We start from the raw sequence: 15,528 nt of genomic DNA on the forward strand, positions 1-15,528 counted from the left end.
GCTACTGGCGAATCGCGCATAAGGGCTGTGGAAGGCGGGGACGGGCCCGCGCGCTTTTCCCGCCGGCGCTCGGACCCGCACAACACACACATGAGCGACCGGTCTCTGCTCACCCGCGCGGTGTGGTTCCTCCTCGTCGGGTGGTGGGCGACGCCACTCGCCATCGGGTTCGCCTGGCTCCTGAACGTCACCGTCGTCGGGCTTCCCCTCGGTATCAAACTCATCAATCGCGTCCCGTGGGTGCTCTCGCTGCGCGAACGCCGCATCATCGACCCGGACCACGGCCGCGACCAGTACTCCCTGCTCTTGCGGGCACCCTACTTCGTGTTCGTCGGCTGGTGGGCGAGTCTCCTCTGGGGGCTCGGCGCCGCCGCGCTCGCCGACTCGATTATCGGCCTGCCCATCGCCGTCTGGATGCTCGACCGCCTGCCCTACGTGACGACGCTCTACCGGTACTGACCCGCCTCGCTCGACGCGCAGGTGCGATTCCCCGCGAGAGGATTCCCAAACGGCTTTTTGCGAGTACCCCGTACGGAGGGGCGAGGGCACGTAGCTCAGCTCGGACAGAGCGTCTGGCTTCTAACCAGAAGTGCGAGGGTTCGAATCCCTCCGTGCCCGCGTTCCTCCACCTCACTGTCACTGTCTCTCCACCCGACTCCCCGTACACGCTGCGAACGTTCAAGTACGGTGACGGGGCCAATTGGTCGCGATGCCCCGTCAAACCACGCTCGTCGGCACCGGTCTCGCACTCCTCGCGGCAGTCGGCCGGCCGGCGCTCGGCCTGCTCGCCACGGCGGTCGCGTCGCTCGTCTTCGGTGTCGCCACCGCACACGCGTTCGACCTCGGGTTGGGTGCGTCCCTCGACGTACTCGCCGTCGTCGCGGACACTCTCCTCGTGCTCGTCCCCCTCCCGGCGTCGCTCGTCGCGCCACCGACCGTCGACGCTTCGCCCGTCTGTCTCGCGCTCTTCCGACGCCTACTCGGCACGGCGTTCCACTCAGTCGAGGTCCCAGACGTCGGCCATCGGGCTGTCGGCGCGCTCACCACCGCCGTCTCCGTCACCGACCTGCTCGTCGAGTGAGCGGGTCCCGCCCCTTCCCCCAACTCCGCCGCTCTTCTCGTCGCCTCGTCCACTTCCGGGGGGTCGAGTCGACTGCGGGCGTCCCGACGAGGTGGCGGCCGTCGCGGTCTCGACGTCGAGTTCCGGGAGGTTCGGTTCGTCCATCCGGTCGACCTGCTCGCGGAACCAGTCGGGCATGTCGGTCCGGGCGCGCTCGAAGACGTCGAGGACACTCTGGTCGGCGACGTAGGTCGCGCCGTAGTCGTCCGGGGAGCGGACGACCCGGCCGCAGGCCTGGATGACGGTGCGGAGCGCCGAGCGGTAGTACCACGCCCACTGACCGTCTTCGAGGCGGCGGGCGACCCGCGAGTCGCCGGTGTTGAGGAACGGGGCCTTACAGAGGACCTGCCACCGGCACAGGTCGTCCTTCAGGTCGAGCGCCTCCTCCATCTTCACCGAGAGGAAGAGTTCTGGGTCGGTGCTGTCCTTCCAGGCCTCCAGTTCGGCGTCGCGGCGCTCCGAGTCGTGACGGCGGACGCGGTCGCCGAGTCCGAGGTCCAGGAGTCGCTCGTAGAGGCGTTCCTGGATCCCGTAGGAGTGACAGTGGACCAACCCCTTCTCGTCGGGGTGTTTCGCGGCGACGCGGGCGACCGTCTCGGCGACCTTCGGGAGCGTGCGGTCGCGCTCTTCGTAGGTCATCTTCCCCTGGGTCACGTCGTAGAGCGGGCGGTTCTCCACGGGGAAGGTGTGCTCGACGTCGACGAGTGCGACGTCGTCGGGGTCGAGACCGACGCCGCGACAGAACGCCTCCTTGTTGAGGATGGTCGCCGAGAGGAGCGCGAACTTGTTCGCGCGGTCCCAGACGGTGTGCTGGAGGTAGCGCTCGGGGTTCATCGGCTTCACCGTGATGGCGCCCGAGTCGGCCTGGTCGACGATCCACGTCGTCGCGCTCTGCGGGTCGCGGTAGTCCTCGACGAACCACTGGATCTCCGAGCGCAGTTCTTGGAGGCGGTCGCGTCTGGCGGCCTCCTCGGGGGTGAGTTCGTCCTTCGCGAGGAGGTCGTCCTTCGCGCGTTCGCAGACGTCCATCAGTTGCTCGGCGAACTTCGAGGCGCGCTCGACGTCCCCGTCACAGTCGGGGATTCGGAGGTCGTCCCAGATGGGGACCGAGCGCGGCGAGAGGTCGATGGTCGCGTACATCTCGGCCCACTCCGCGAGTCCGTGTGCCTCGTCGATCACGCAGACGTCGCGCTGGCGGAACACCTCGCTCCCGGCGGTCCGCATGAAGTAGGCGAGCGTCATGGCGGCGAAGTCGCGGGCGGAGGCGATCGAGCGCGCCGAGAAGTAGGGACAGCGGTGTTTGACCGCGCAGTCGTAGCCGCGCTCGCGGGCGCAGGGTGCGCGGTCCACGGGCGTCTGCTCCTCGCCGGGGAGGATGCAGGTGTAGTTGTTCTTCCCGCGGATGACCTTCAGGTCGTCGAGGAGGTCGTCGCTCGCCACGTCGTCGAGTTGCGACACCTGCGGGGTTGTGTAGTAGGCGCCGACCGCGTCGCTCGGGTCGGCCTCCGAGCGCTGGCGGGCACACCCCATGATGGCCCGCGCGACCAGCGACTTCCCGCTGCCGGTGGGTGCCCGGACGAGCACCACGTCGTTGCCGCCCTCGAAGGCCGCGCGCACGTCGGCGAGCGCCTGCTCCTGGGTCCCGCGGTAGGAGGGCGCGGGGAACTCGTCGTGGATGCGCGCGGGGTTCACGTCTGTTGTGAGAAGTCCGGGAGGGCCTTAGGTTTCGTGACTCTCGGCGACGGCCTCGACGTCCTCTCGCGTGGGGTTCTCGGGGAGGTCCTCGATGCAGTCGTAACAGAGGAAGAACTCGCTCCCGTCTTCGAGTTCGAGGACGAGGCCGCCGGTCGCCTCCTTCTCCAGACTCCCGAAGTCCCAGAAGTCGCCGACGCCGCCGGAGACGTGGACGCGCTTCCCGCAGGCGTCGCAAGTTCGCTTGGCCATGTCCGAGAGAGGGGACGCCGGGCCGAAAGTCCGTCGCCCGAGCGTTCGACCACGAGCGCGCCGCGTGGCGCACGCGCCACACTTTTCTCCGCGAGCGTCGAACTCGCGTCCATGGAGGTCGACTGCGAGGGCTGTGCCGGCTGTTGTCTGGACTGGCGACCGCTCACGGCCGACCGCGACGCGGGCCACGAACGCCGCGGGGAACGCGATCCCCTCGACGACGTGTACAACCTCGTCCCGCTCACTCGCGACGACGTCCACGCGTTCCTCGACGCGGGTCTCGCCGACGCGATGCGCCCGCGTCTCTGGAAACCCGCCGCGCGCGACGACGCCGTCACTATCGACGGCCACGAAGTGGCGGCTATCGGCGACCGTCCGGTCTTCTTCGTCGGCCTGCGCAAACCCCCGAAACCGGTGGGGCCGTTCGGCGTCGAGGAGACGTGGCTCCCGACCTGTGCGTTCCTCGACCCGGAGACGCTCCAGTGTCGCGTCCACGAGTCGGAGACCTACCCCGACGAGTGCGCCGACTACCCCGGACACAACCTCGTCCTCGACGCCGAGACCGAGTGCGAACGCGTCGAGGACGCGTTCGGCGGCGAGCGACTGGTCGAGGGGACGCCTCCGGAGGACCTCGACGCACCGGCGTTCGGGCCGCAAGCCGTCGGTTCGAAGGTGTTCGTCTACCCCGACCCGGCGGACCTCGACGGCGTGGTCGGCCGCCTCGCCGCGGACGACCTCACCACCGAGGACCGGGCACGCTTCGTCGCCGTCGCGGCGGCGAGCGCCCCCGGGACCGGCGCCGTCGAACCGAACCGCCGCGAAGAGGCCTACGAACGCGCCGTCTCCCAGTCGTCGTGGGTCGGCGCCGCGGCCGAGGAGTGGCACCGACTCGCGGACGAGGGGGGAGTCGACGCGGACGCGTCGCTGGCCGACGGTGTCGAGGTGGCACGCGGCGCACCCGAGACCCCGGGTTGGACGGTCGGTAGCGACCAGTGAGACGCCGGCGCGAGGAACGGACCGTTCGAGACCGGGCTAGTTCTTCTTGATCTTCCTGAACTGGTCGAGGAGTTGTTCGGCGGAGTCGCCGGAGTCGAACTCGACCTTCCCCTCGTAGTGGGTCCGGGTGTCGTCCTCGGAGATGTCGACGGAGGAGTTCTTCCGTTCGCGGCGTTCGTGCTCGTCCTCGTCGTAGGATCCGATTGACATGGTAAGGCAACCCACAGTTGGAAATTTCCGAGCATAAATGTAACGGATATTCACATCAGATCACGGAGAGGAAGAATTGTGAGGACGCCGATCTCGTGGCCGTCGTGAGCGAGACCGGCGACGAAAAACGAAGGAAGTGAGTCGGGTCCCGGGTCTCAGAACGAGACCGGCTGTGGGCCGTCGACGCCCATCGGGGTCGGGTCGCGGTCGCTGTAGCCGATTCGGCCGACCGCGTCCGAACTCACCGCACCGTAGATCGCGTGCTGTGCCTCCTCTGCGCTGCCGAACCGCTCGTCACCTGCACGCTCGAGTACCGTGGCGAGCGTCTCGGAGCCGTTCGGGAGTTCGAGCTCCCACTCGCCGTGAACAGCCGACAGTTCGTCGGCCGAGAGAGGGTAGTCGCATTGTTCGAGCATGTCTGCGGTTTCGCGCAGCGTCATCACCTGTGTATGTGTGAACGATGATTAAGAACCTTCTCCATGAATGTCTATGAAGAATTAATATGCCTAATATGGTACTCTATGGCATACAAAAGCCGTTTCCGTCGGTGGGTCCACCCTTCGAGTATGGCCGTCTACGCCGACCTCCACGCACACACGACCAACTCGGACGGCGAACTCACCCTCGAAACGCTCCCCGCGGCCGCCGCGGAGGCGGGGGTGTCCGTCGTCGCCGTCACCGACCACGACCGCCCGCACCCGGGTCTCACCGCACCGGTCGAGTCGCACGGCGACGTCGACGTCGTCCACGGAATCGAACTCCGCGTGGACGCCGGCGACCAGCGCGTCGACCTGCTCGGCTACGGCGTCACGCGAACCGACGCGCTGGTCGAGGAGTGCGAACGCCTCCAGCGCGACCGCGTCGAGCGCGGCGCGGCCATCGTCAACCGCGTCGAGAAGCGCCTCGGCGTCGACCTCGGTCTCCAGATTCGCGACGGCATCGGCCGGCCGCACGTCGCCCGCGCCGTCGTCGACCACCCGGACACCGACTACGACGAGATCGGTGCGGTGTTCGACGACCTCATCGGTGACGACGGCCCCTGCTTCGTCGCCCGCGACGTCCCGGACTTCGAGACCGGCGTGGACATCCTCGCCGACGCCTGCGGTCTCGTCGGTCTCGCCCACCCCCTGCGCTACGGGGACCCCGAGTCCGCCCTCGCGTTGTGCGCCGACCTCGACGCCGTCGAGCGCTTCTATCCCTACGACCGACCGGTCGGCGCCGACGCCGACGACCACGCCACCGCGCTCGTCGACGACGCCATCGAGCGCTTCGACCTCCTCGCGACCGGCGGGAGCGACGCCCACGACGACGAACTCGGGAAGGCCGGGCTCTCGGAGGCGGAGTTCGAGCGGGTGCAGGCCCGACTCGGGTGACCGCAGTGAGCGACGGAGGGCGGATTTGCGGTGATTTCGCACGGGGCCGCCAACTTGAGGTTGCCTGAACCCCTACCGCCGAGTATGCGTTGTCACTACTGCGACCGAAACGCGGACGTCTCCGTCGACAAGGACGGCGTCCGGGTGGCCCTCTGCGAGGACCACTTCCAGGAGCGCTTGGAGGAGCTCGCCGACTCCGACGCACTGGAAGGTCTCCGAGAGCAACTCGACATCGACCGGGCCTGAACAGCGCCTCCACGGTCCCCGTCTCCTCCACGACACGCCGTCGATGTAGCGCGGTCGCGTCTCCACCGTCGTGTTCTCGGGAACGTCGACGTCCGGAGCGGCGGTGCAGCGTTTCTGCGGAATTCGGTCGCTGCTCGCGTGTCGCGTCACTCGCTTCGCTCACTCCGAATCTCCTGCCTACCGACTCGCGTCCACGTCTATCGCGTCCACCGGACAGACGTCCACACAGAGCATACAGTCGATACACTGGATCTCGTTCGCGGGGTCGGCCTTCTTCTCTGACTCGGGGTGGCCGGGGGTCTCGATCCACTCGAAGACGTCGACGGGGCAGTCTTCGACGCAGGCGCCGTCGGCGATGCAGATGTCGAAGTCGACGGCGACGTGCGTCCCGTGGATGCCGAGGTCCTCCGGTTCGTCGACGGGTCCCCAGACGTCGTGACCGTTGTGTGTGTCCACTTTCTCCCGGTTCTGGTCGAAGTTCGGGTCGATAGCCATACCCGAGGGTGCGTCCGGCGAGGGGTTAAACCTCCCGTCGCGACGCCGCCCACCGTTGCCCCGCGGTCACCTCGTCGACGGTCCGCGTCGGACCCACCACGCTTTCCACCCCGCCGGTCGAAGCACGACTCATGCGTACGGTCCGACTCGCCGACATGGATTCCCGGATGGGACCGGCCTCGCTCATCCTCCCGCTGGCCGACGCCCTCGGGACGACGGACGTGGCGCTCAACTACTACGAACTGGAGGAAGGCGAGAGCACCTCCTTCGGACTCCACGCCCACGAGGACCAGGAGGAGATCTTCTACGTCGAGTCCGGGACGCTCACCTTCCGGACCGCCGACGAACCGATTCGGGTGACGTCGGGCGAGTTGATCCGCTTCGGTCCCGGCGAGTACCAACTCGCGCGCAACGAACACCCCGACCGGGCGGCCGTCCTCACCATCGGTGCGCCGAAGGAGGCCGGCGAGACCGAGATCCTCCGCGAGTGCGAGGAGTGCGGGAAGGAGACGCCACAGGAACTCGAACTCACCGACGACCAGGACGCCATCGTCGCCCGCTGTGAGGTGTGCGGCGCCGAGACGGGGCGGTTCGACTGATGACCGACGAACACCCGCCGCGCATCGTCTTCGACGACATGTGTGGCTTCTGTACGTGGTGTGTCCACTTCGCGCAGCGCCACGGGGAGTTCGAAAGCGTGGGGTTCTCGGAACTCTCCCCCGACCAGAAAGCGCGGTTGCCCGACGACTACGAGACGTGCGTCCACCTCCTCACCGACGACGCGGTCTACGACTGCGGCGAAGCGGTCGAGCAGGCCCTCCGTCGGATGAGTCCGGCACTCGACGCCGCGTTCTCGGTTCTCGACGAGGTTCCGGGGTACGCGTCGCTCCGCGAGCGAGTGTATCGGTGGGCGGCCGACCGCCGCGACTGGTGGGCGAAGATCGTCCGGGACGAACCGCCCGCGAAGCAGTAGCAGTAGCAGTAGCTCAGTCGTCCGAGGCGGCGGTCGCACCCCCGTCGTGTTCGTCCGCGCGGCGTCGGGCGTGGCGACAGAAGTTGTCGAAGATCTGCTTGGCCTCGCAGGCGGCGCGGTAGTTCTCCTCGGTGATGCCGTCGAGCACCGACTGGATGCGCTCTTCGGGGAGGTCCTTGCCCTTCGTGATGCGCGTCGCGGTGTCCGCGTCGTACTCGGGGTGGAACTGGACGCCGAAGGCGTCGCCCTTCTGGAAGGCGTGGACGCCGTAGTCGTTCTCGGCGAGGAGTTCCGAACCCGGCGGGAGTTCCGTCACTGCGTCCGAGTGCGTCGTGAAGACGGTGAACTCCTCGTCGACGCCGTCGAAGAGGTGGTGGTCGGTGGTCTGCTCGACCGTCCGGTAGCCGATTTCGTACTCGCCCATCCCCTCGACCGTGCCGCCGAGCGCGTCGGCGACGAGCTGGTGGCCGAAACACACCCCCAGCACCGGCATCCGGTCGACCGCCGCGGCGACCCACTCCTTCGTCGGCTCGATCCACTCCTCGTCCCAGTAGACCGAGGAGCGCGACCCCGAGACGACGGCGGCGTCGAAGTCGAAGTGGTCGGGTAGCTGGCCGCCGGTCGCGTCGAACTCGACCAGGTCGGCGTCCACGTCGCGGCGGAAGTTACGGGCCGTCGAGGCCTCTTCGTGGGCTGCGTTGAGAAACGCCACGCGAAGTCGATTCATCGACCGAAGCTACACCGTCCACCGGAAAATGGGTTTCGACGGGGTCGACGATCTGCCGCCACCCGTGACGGCGAAGAGAGGAAGTGTGGATGGCAGTTCCTCTCCGGTCGGCCCTCCCGTGGGCCACCTAGTGGCATACTCTGCGGAGATATACTGCTCGTGATAGCGGTGCTGTGTTGAATAGCGATCTAATCGGCTGATATCGCGGGTTAGAAGGGTGAAGTCGAGGAAATCGATTCTGTCCATGGAAGTCGATATCCTCGACTTCGTTGAGCAGTGTCGTGACCTAGCCAAACAAGCGTTGGGAAAGCACGCGGGCGAGCCCGCCACCGGCGGGTTCGCCCGCTGGAAGCACGTCGTCCTGCACTGTCTTCGGCTCGAAGAAGACCATAGCTACCGAGAAACGCCCAATCGGCTGAAATACATGGCCGAGATTCGTGACGCTCTCGGCTTAGATCGGAACGATTTGCCCGAGTACACGACGATCTACAAATCGTTCGACCGGCTGAAGATGTGGGTATGGCGGGCGCTGCTGCGCGTTTCCGCGCAGCAGCACCCGCAGTCTGGGCACGCCGCTCTCGACAGCACGTTCTTCGACCGTCGCCGTGCGTCGTCGTACTTCCGCCAGCGGTCGGGAAGCACCGTACAGACGCTGAAAGTGACGACATTAACTGATGTGGAATCGCTTGCGGTTCTTGACGTTCACATCACAGCACGGTGGAAGCACGATACAAAGACCGGACCGCAGGTTGTCCGGCGAAACGCGGACGACCTGCAGTCGGTCGCCGCCGACAACGGCTTCCAAGACTGGCATACTGAGTACGAGATTGCCGCATATGACGTTGAGTACCTCGTTCACTATCGTGGATCATCAGCGAAAGCAGCTCTGAACAATACGCTCAACCGGGCAAAAGGCTACTCTCAGCGGTGGATGGCGGAAACGTCGTACTCGACAACCAAGCGCTCGCTCGGCGATGCCGTGCGAGCGCTTAGCTGGTATCGACAGTTCCGTGAAATTGTCCTGATGTTCGCCATCATTAACATAGAATCGCTGTGTGAGCCGCTGTAACCGTGTCTCACTATCTATTCAACAGAGCAGATAGCGGTAACATTGTGTCAATCGAGAGACGGCAGGACGGTGAGGGCGCCCGGTTCAGGCCTCGGTCTCGACGACCTCCCGGAGGAGGTCGGGTGCGGCCTCCAGGGCCTCGTCGAGTTTCTCGGCGTCGGGACCGCCGCCCTGCGCGAAGTCGGCGGGACCGCCGCCGCCGCCGCCGACCATCGAGGCGAGTTCGCCGACGACCTGCCCGGCGTTCACGGGGACGCCCTCGGGGACGGCGACGACGAACTGTGCGCCGTCTTTCCCGCTGCCGACGACGGCCACCTTCCCCTCGTTCTGGATGGCGTTCGCCGTCGCGCGGAGTTCGTCCATGTCGGCGTCGAGGCGTTGGACGACGGCGGTCGTGCCGTCGACCTCGACCTCCTCGCCGCCCCCGCCGCCGCCGGCGCGGGCCTCCGCGAGTTCCTCTTTCAGTTCCTCGATGCGCTTGCCGCGCTCCTTCCACTCGGTGAAGAAGCGTTCCGCCGTGTCGGGTACTTCCGCGGGCGAGACGTCGAACGTCTCGGCGGCCTCCAGTAGGTAGTCCTCCTGCTCCTGGACGTACTCGACGGCGGCCTCGCCGGCCGCGAACGTGAGGCGCTCGACGCCGTCCTGGACGCGCTCGGTGTTGACGAGTTTGATGGCGCCGATGTCACCCGTCCGCTTCACGTGCGTCCCGGCACACGCCTGGACGTCCTCGGCGACGTGGATGAGACGGATGTGTTCGCCGGCCGGGATGCCCCCCTGGTAGAGGTCGAAGCCGTGTTCCTCTTCAGCCTCGTGGCGGTGGGGCCACTCCTGCTCGACGGAGACGTTGTCCATCACGATGTCGTTCGCGATGCGTTCGATCTCCTTGGCCGTCTCGCGGTCGACGCGCTCGTAGTGCGTGATGTCGATGCGGGAGGTCTCGGTCCCCTTCTGCGCGCCGGCCTGGCGGACGTGCTCGCCGAGCACCTGCCGGGCGGCGTGGACGACGACGTGGGTCGCCGTGTGGTGGCGCATCAGCCGACGACGGCGCTCGACGTCGATCTGTCCGCGGACGAACTCGCCCTTGCCGGGGTTCTCGTCCGTGCGGTGGAGGACGACGCCGTCGCGCTGCTGGACGTCCGTCACGTCGACGGTCACGTCGTCGGTCGCGAGCGTCCCCGTGTCGGCGGGCTGACCACCGCCCTCGGGGTAGAACATCGTCTGGTCGAGGACGACGTCGTAGACGGTTTCGTCCTCCTCGCCCTCGGCCTCGCGCTCGAAGACGTCGAGGACGACCGCCTCGAACTCCGTCCTGTACTGGTCGTCGTAGAACAGTTTCTCCGTGTCCGGGAGGTCTTCGAGGCGCTCGTCGGTCTCTTCGGTCTCCTCGAAGGGTTCGTCGCTGTCGTGGCGGGAGGCGACCAGCGAGTAGAAGTCGTCCGGCTCTTCGACGCTCGCGCCGACGTCGTCGGCGATCTGCTTCACGGTGTCCGGCTGGATGCCGTGGGAGTCGTAGAACTCCACGAGTTTCTGGGTCGGGATGGGTTCGCCCTCGTTGGCGTACTCCTCGGCGAGTTGGCGGACCCGACGGTTGCCCCGTTCGAGGGTCTCCTCGTACTTCGCGACCTCCTTCTGGACGACGTCGCGGATGGTGTCGCGGTTCTCGTAGCCGAGGCGCTCGGCCTGCTGGTCGACGAGGTCGTCGAGGGGGGCCTCGACGCCGACGCCGTCGACGAGGCGCTTCGCGCGGCGGAGGACCATCCGCGCGAGGTAGCCCGTCCCGACGTTCGAGGGGACGATGCCGTCGCCGAACATGTAGGCGAGCGTCCGGGCGTGGTCGGCGATGGCGTAGATATCTTCGAGGGGCGCCATCAGGTCGGTGAGTTCCTCGACGGAGACGTCGAGTTTCTCCGCGATGTTGTCGCGGGCCGTCTCCATGTCCTCGGCCTCGTCGATGTCCATGTGGCCCGCCAACTTGGCGGCCCGGCGGATGAGTTCCTCCTCTTCCTCGGTGTACTCGAGGTCGGCGCTCTCCTTGAGGAAGTCGATGGCCTCGGGGTAGATGGCCTCGTAGACGGTCGGGGTCCCCTGAGAGACCCACGTCCAGCGCTCCAACCCGTAGCCCGTGTCGACGATGTAGGTGTCCATCGGGCTGTAGCGGTTGCCGTCCTTCATCTTGTACTCGCCCTCGGGGTCCTGCTCGAACTGCATGAAGACGAGCGTCGCGATCTCGGCGCCCTTGTAGATGACCTCGAAGGCGGGACCGGCGTTACCGCCGCCGACCCACGGGTCCTCGATGTAGGTGACCTCCGAGAGGTCGACGCCCATGTCTTCGAGGAACGTGTCGCAGTACTCGACGGTCTCGTCCTTCCAGTAGACCTCGCCGGAGTAGGCGTACTCGTCGCCGACCTCCTCGCGGGCGTTGAACGCGTGGTGGGCCATCATCTCGAAGGCCATCGTGTGCCGGCCCGTCTTGCCCACGTTGTCGATGTCCTGCATCCGGATGCAGGGCTGGGAGATAGTGAGGGGATTGGCGGGCGGCGGCGTCTGCCCGGAGGTGACCAGCGGTTGGAAGTCGTAGATAGAGGCCTGGGTGAGGAGGACGTCGTCGCGCCAGCGGTTCGCGGCGACGGGGTAGGGTTCGATGCGCTCGTGGTCGTGCTCCTCGAAGAACGAGAGGAAGCGCTCGCGCATCTCCCCGAGGGTGTACTCGTCGTCGAACGCGGGGTTGTCGATGAACGAGTAGTCCTCACAGGGCGGTTCACCGCAGGTCTCGCGCTCCGGGTCGCGAGACCAGAAGTGCGCACCACACTCCGAACACTCCTGTCGCGTAAAGTCCTCCTCCTCGAAGTAGTCGAGGCGGTATTCCTCCTCTAGGTCACTCATTTGGCGTGTATTCGCCGCCGGTCGGGTAAAACAGTTCCGGGAAGGGGCGATAGCGACGCCCTCAGGCGGTTTCGCGCCGCCGCGACGGGACCCGACGGCGGCCGTCGGTACGGCCGGTCGGCGTCGCTCCAGGTGGGGTCCGACCTCCCAGGTCGTCCGGAAGATGGGGAACGCCCCGCCTCGGCCCCCGGGTATTTTGCGGAACCCACCCGAACAGTCGCGCACATGGGGCGACTCGTCGACGGTGAGTGGCGTACCGAAGCAGAGCAACTCGAACACGACGAATCCGGGGAGTTCGAGCGGACCGAGACGACGTTCCGCGACTGGATCCGCGGGAGCGTCCGGGAGGCGGGCGACGTCGTCGAGGAGGGACCCGAACCCGAGGCCGGCCGCTACCACCTCTACGTCTCCTACGCCTGCCCGTGGGCCCACCGCACCCTCCTCGTCCGGGCGCTGAAGGGGTTGCAGGACGCCATCACGGTCGACGTCGTCGACCCGGTCCGCTTCGACCAGGGGTGGGAGTTCGCTCCCGAGAAACCGGGGTGTACCGAGGAGTCCCAGTTCGGCCACGACTACCTGCGCGACGTCTACACCGAGGCCGACCCGAACTACACGGGTCGGGTGACGACGCCGGTCCTCTGGGACAAAGAAGAGGAGACCATCGTCAACAACGAGTCGGCGGAGATCATCCGGATGCTCGACACCGCGTTCGACGACTACGCGGAGAACGACGTCTCGCTCTACCCCGAGGGTCTCCGCGAGGAGGTCGACGCGGTCGTCGACGACATCTACCCGTCCATCAACAACGGCGTCTACCGCGCGGGTTTCGCCGAAACCCAGGATGCCTACGACGACGCGGTTTCGGACCTGTTCAGCGCGCTCACGGAGTACAACGCGACCCTCGGCACGCAGCGCTACCTCGCCGGTGACGGGGAGCGACTCACGCTCGCGGACGTCTGCATGTTCGTGACGCTCTACCGCTTCGATGAGGTGTACCACACCCACTTCAAGTGCAACTACAAGCAGATCCGCGACTACGACCACCTCTGGGAGTACCTCAAGGAACTCTGTCAACTGCCGGGCGTCGCCGACACCTGCAACATGACCCACGTGAAAGAGCACTACTACCGGAGTCACGGCGACATCAACCCACACCGCCTCGTCCCGGTCGGGCCGGACCCCGACTTCTTCGCCCCCCACACCCGCGACGACCTGCCGGGCGGCCCGCCCGAGGCGCTCTTCGAGTGAGACATTACCCACACGAACGGGGGTGAGCGCCCCGTTTTTCCCGGCCTGCCTCCCTACCTCTCGGCGATGGTCACCCGCCGGGCACTGTTGAAGACGATGGGGAGCGCCGCCGGGGCGGGCGGCGTCGCCGTCACCACGAATATTCCCGCCTCGCGCGAGAAGAACGGCTGGCGTCGCGTCCGCACGCCGACGCAGTCACCGCTCTACGACGCCGCGCTCTCGGCCGTCGGGCCGGTCGCCGTCGGCGGGAGCGGGGTCGTCCTCCTCCGCCGACCGGGCGAGTGGCTCGCGGTCCTCGAACACGGACCGGCCGTCAGCGGCGCGGATCTCCTCGGCGCCGCCGCCACGGACGACCGCCGTCGCGTCTGGTTCTGCGGTGGTGGCGGCGCCGTCGGATACGTCGACGTCGCCCGCGAGGAGGTCGTCGACCACTCCGCGCCCGGCGGCAAGACGAGTTCGTGGGAGGGCGTCTCCGTCGTCGGCGACGCCGGGAACGAGCGCGTCTTCCTCGTCAACGGCTCCGGCGAGTTCGTCGCCGGGGACGCGACCGGGAGCGGAGTGAACTGGCACGACGTCGTCCCGACGGACGCCGAGGCCGTCCACGAGACCCACGGTGTCGACGTCCTCGAACCCGGCGGCGGATCGAGCGCCCTGGGCATCGACTTCTCCTCGACCGAGCATGGACTCGTCTGCGACACGACGAGTCACGTCTACGAGACGGACGACGCCGGCACCTCCTGGGAGACCGTCGGCGTCGAGGGCGCGAGCGTCGGTCTCCTCGACGTGGCGACGGCGGGCCGCGGGAGTGCGCTCGTGGCCGGCGACGACGGCACGATTTTCCGCCGCGACGCGGACAACTGGACGCCAGTCCCCGTCGGCGAGGACGCCATCCACACCGTCCGGACGGGGTCGCGAACGATGGCTGCCGGCGGGGCCGGCCGGGTCTACGAAGGCGACGACGGGTGGACGACGACCGCCACGCCGACTTCCGCGACCCTCCACGGCGTCGTCTACGACCCCGAGGGGAACTACCCCGACACCGCCGTCGGCGGGAGCGGGACCGTCGTCGAGCACGGTGCCTACGAGGGCGAACTCCCCCACACCATCGAAATCACCGGGAGCGACGGCGCAACCACGTACTACCGCTTCCGTGTCACCGACCGAGTCGCGGCCAGCGACGACACCGGGAGCGTCGAAGTCAGTGACGGCGACACCGCCTCGGGACTCGTCGGCGACGACACCGACACGTTCGGTTTCTCGGGGTCTATCGCCAGTTTCGCCGTCACCGCGGGCGACCCCGCGGACCTCACCGTCACCGTCGACGGGGAGGAGCGCGACGTCTACACGCTCGGCGCGCCGTCGTGGACCACCGTCGACTCGCCAGTCGGGAACGGACTCCACGACGTGGCGCACGCACGCGACGGCCCGCTGGCGGTCGGCGAGAGCGGCGTGCTCGTCCAACGCGGCGACGACGGGTGGGTGGTCGTGGCGAAGGACGGACCGGCCGGTGCGGGCCGCGACCTCCTCGCGGCCGCGGGGACCGACGGCGGCGGCGCGGTGTGGGTCGTCGGCGTCTCGGGTGCACTCGTGCGGTACACGCCGGGACGGGGCGCTCGCGACGGTGACTTCGACGAGTTCGACCACCCCGAACACCGGGCGGGGACGCTCCGCGCGGTCGGTGTGGTCGGGTCGGCCGGGTCCGAGCACGTCGCCGTCGTCGACGGGTCCGACGAGGTGTTCCTCGGCGCCTTCCGCGGCGACGGTGTCGACTGGAACGGGTCGCGGCCGCCGACCGGTGCCGACGTGACCGACGTCACGCTCGTCTCCTCGCGGACGGCCTCCTGTGTGACCAGCGACGGTGGCGTCTTCTACACTCGCGACCGGGGGACGTCGTGGACGCGCGTGCGAGACGCGGACGACACGGCGCTCACGTCACTCGCCGCCGACGGCGACCGGGTCCACGCCGCCGGGGCGGACGGCACCGTCGCCCGCTACGACGGCTCGACCTGGACGCGTCGCTACGCGGGTGGGTCGCTCCACGACGTGGCTGCGCGCGACGGGACGGCCGTCGCGGTCGGCGAGTCGGGGGGCGTCTACCGCCGACTCGACTGGAAGTGGCGCCGAGACCGGACGCCGACGGAGAACAGCCTCGACGCCATCTCGTTCGGCCGCGGCGACGCACCGGCCGTCGTCGTCGGTGGCAGTGGCACGATTCTCGAAGGACGTCGGTAGGTCGTCGGAGTA

General features: G+C 67.7%; 17 protein-coding genes and 1 tRNA gene. 11 read left to right on the forward strand and 7 right to left on the reverse strand.

Going from position 1 to position 15,528, the window contains the following annotated elements; translation table 11 throughout:
* Positions 1-90 precede the first annotated feature (90 nt).
* The 3 genes from P0Y33_RS13260 (at position 91) to P0Y33_RS13270 (ending at position 1,081) form a co-directional block, all read left to right on the forward strand.
* Entirely contained in the window at positions 91-459 is a 369-nt protein-coding gene (locus P0Y33_RS13260) for a YccF domain-containing protein (protein WP_279527873.1), read from the forward strand.
* Positions 460-543: 84 nt separating this feature from the next.
* Positions 544-618: transfer RNA gene (locus P0Y33_RS13265), tRNA-Arg, on the forward strand.
* A gap of 91 nt (positions 619-709) precedes the next feature.
* Positions 710-1,081 (forward strand): hypothetical protein, encoded by a 372-nt coding sequence (locus tag P0Y33_RS13270; protein WP_279527874.1) that lies wholly within the window; start codon positions 710-712, stop codon positions 1,079-1,081.
* On the opposite strand, the gene P0Y33_RS13275 is transcribed toward P0Y33_RS13270, so the two are convergent.
* Together P0Y33_RS13275 and P0Y33_RS13280 are read right to left on the reverse strand one after the other, a co-directional pair.
* Positions 998-2,812, reverse strand: a complete 1,815-nt coding sequence (locus P0Y33_RS13275) for a helicase C-terminal domain-containing protein (protein ID WP_279527875.1) — start codon at positions 2,810-2,812, stop codon at positions 998-1,000. The two genes, P0Y33_RS13270 and P0Y33_RS13275, sit on opposite strands and share 84 nt — an antisense overlap.
* Positions 2,813-2,839: 27 nt before the next feature.
* Positions 2,840-3,064, reverse strand: a complete 225-nt coding sequence (locus P0Y33_RS13280) for a DUF7561 family protein (protein WP_279527876.1) — start codon at positions 3,062-3,064, stop codon at positions 2,840-2,842.
* A 111-nt stretch (positions 3,065-3,175) separates the two neighbouring features.
* Between P0Y33_RS13280 and P0Y33_RS13285 the strand changes: the two genes are divergently transcribed.
* A complete protein-coding gene (locus P0Y33_RS13285; protein WP_279527877.1) occupies positions 3,176-4,060 on the forward strand; it encodes a YkgJ family cysteine cluster protein in 885 nt (294 codons plus the stop codon).
* Between the two features lie 36 nt (positions 4,061-4,096).
* Here the strand turns inward: P0Y33_RS13285 and P0Y33_RS13290 are convergent, their stop codons facing one another.
* Positions 4,097-4,270, reverse strand: coding sequence for a DUF5786 family protein (locus P0Y33_RS13290; protein ID WP_279527878.1), 174 nt, complete (start codon positions 4,268-4,270; stop codon positions 4,097-4,099).
* 155 nt (positions 4,271-4,425) lie between these two features.
* Positions 4,426-4,710: a DUF5789 family protein gene (locus P0Y33_RS13295; protein WP_279527879.1), complete on the reverse strand. Its 285-nt coding sequence runs from the start codon at positions 4,708-4,710 to the stop codon at positions 4,426-4,428.
* A gap of 126 nt (positions 4,711-4,836) precedes the next feature.
* Between P0Y33_RS13295 and P0Y33_RS13300 the strand changes: the two genes are divergently transcribed.
* Positions 4,837-5,643 carry a PHP domain-containing protein gene (locus P0Y33_RS13300; RefSeq protein WP_279527880.1) on the forward strand — a complete coding sequence of 269 codons (807 nt, stop codon included), beginning with the start codon at positions 4,837-4,839 and terminating at the stop codon, positions 5,641-5,643.
* 84 nt (positions 5,644-5,727) lie between these two features.
* On the forward strand, positions 5,728-5,889 hold the full coding sequence (locus P0Y33_RS13305; RefSeq protein WP_279527881.1) for a DUF6757 family protein: 162 nt from the start codon (positions 5,728-5,730) through the stop codon (positions 5,887-5,889).
* Between the two features lie 177 nt (positions 5,890-6,066).
* Here P0Y33_RS13305 and P0Y33_RS13310 read toward each other — a convergent pair whose 3' ends face one another.
* The gene (locus tag P0Y33_RS13310; protein ID WP_279527882.1) at positions 6,067-6,384 is read right to left on the reverse strand and encodes a 4Fe-4S dicluster domain-containing protein; all 318 of its coding nucleotides are present in this window, start codon (positions 6,382-6,384) and stop codon (positions 6,067-6,069) included.
* 131 nt (positions 6,385-6,515) lie between these two features.
* Between P0Y33_RS13310 and P0Y33_RS13315 the strand changes: the two genes are divergently transcribed.
* Positions 6,516-6,983, forward strand: coding sequence for a cupin domain-containing protein (locus P0Y33_RS13315; RefSeq protein WP_279527883.1), 468 nt, complete (start codon positions 6,516-6,518; stop codon positions 6,981-6,983).
* Positions 6,983-7,357, forward strand: coding sequence for a thiol-disulfide oxidoreductase DCC family protein (locus tag P0Y33_RS13320; RefSeq protein ID WP_279527884.1), 375 nt, complete (start codon positions 6,983-6,985; stop codon positions 7,355-7,357). Before P0Y33_RS13315 ends, P0Y33_RS13320 begins: the two co-directional genes overlap by 1 nt.
* Before the next feature lie 13 nt (positions 7,358-7,370).
* Here P0Y33_RS13320 and P0Y33_RS13325 read toward each other — a convergent pair whose 3' ends face one another.
* The gene (locus tag P0Y33_RS13325) at positions 7,371-8,084 is read right to left on the reverse strand and encodes a type 1 glutamine amidotransferase (RefSeq protein ID WP_279527885.1); all 714 of its coding nucleotides are present in this window, start codon (positions 8,082-8,084) and stop codon (positions 7,371-7,373) included.
* 244 nt (positions 8,085-8,328) lie between these two features.
* Between P0Y33_RS13325 and P0Y33_RS13330 the strand changes: the two genes are divergently transcribed.
* Positions 8,329-9,153 carry an IS5 family transposase gene (locus P0Y33_RS13330; RefSeq protein ID WP_279527886.1) on the forward strand — a complete coding sequence of 275 codons (825 nt, stop codon included), beginning with the start codon at positions 8,329-8,331 and terminating at the stop codon, positions 9,151-9,153.
* An 84-nt stretch (positions 9,154-9,237) separates the two neighbouring features.
* Here P0Y33_RS13330 and alaS read toward each other — a convergent pair whose 3' ends face one another.
* Entirely contained in the window at positions 9,238-12,036 is a 2,799-nt protein-coding gene (gene alaS, locus P0Y33_RS13335) for an alanine--tRNA ligase (RefSeq protein WP_279527887.1), read from the reverse strand.
* A 225-nt stretch (positions 12,037-12,261) separates the two neighbouring features.
* Here alaS and P0Y33_RS13340 point away from each other — a divergent pair, with 225 nt between their 5' ends.
* Positions 12,262-13,284 (forward strand): glutathione S-transferase family protein, encoded by a 1,023-nt coding sequence (locus P0Y33_RS13340; RefSeq protein WP_279527888.1) that lies wholly within the window; start codon positions 12,262-12,264, stop codon positions 13,282-13,284.
* A 66-nt stretch (positions 13,285-13,350) separates the two neighbouring features.
* Positions 13,351-15,516 (forward strand): sialidase family protein, encoded by a 2,166-nt coding sequence (locus P0Y33_RS13345; RefSeq protein WP_279527889.1) that lies wholly within the window; start codon positions 13,351-13,353, stop codon positions 15,514-15,516.
* The last annotated feature ends 12 nt before the right edge of the window (positions 15,517-15,528 follow it).

This window comes from Halospeciosus flavus (assembly GCF_029814175.1).
GTDB classification, from domain to species: Archaea; Halobacteriota; Halobacteria; order Halobacteriales; family Halobacteriaceae; genus Halospeciosus; species Halospeciosus flavus.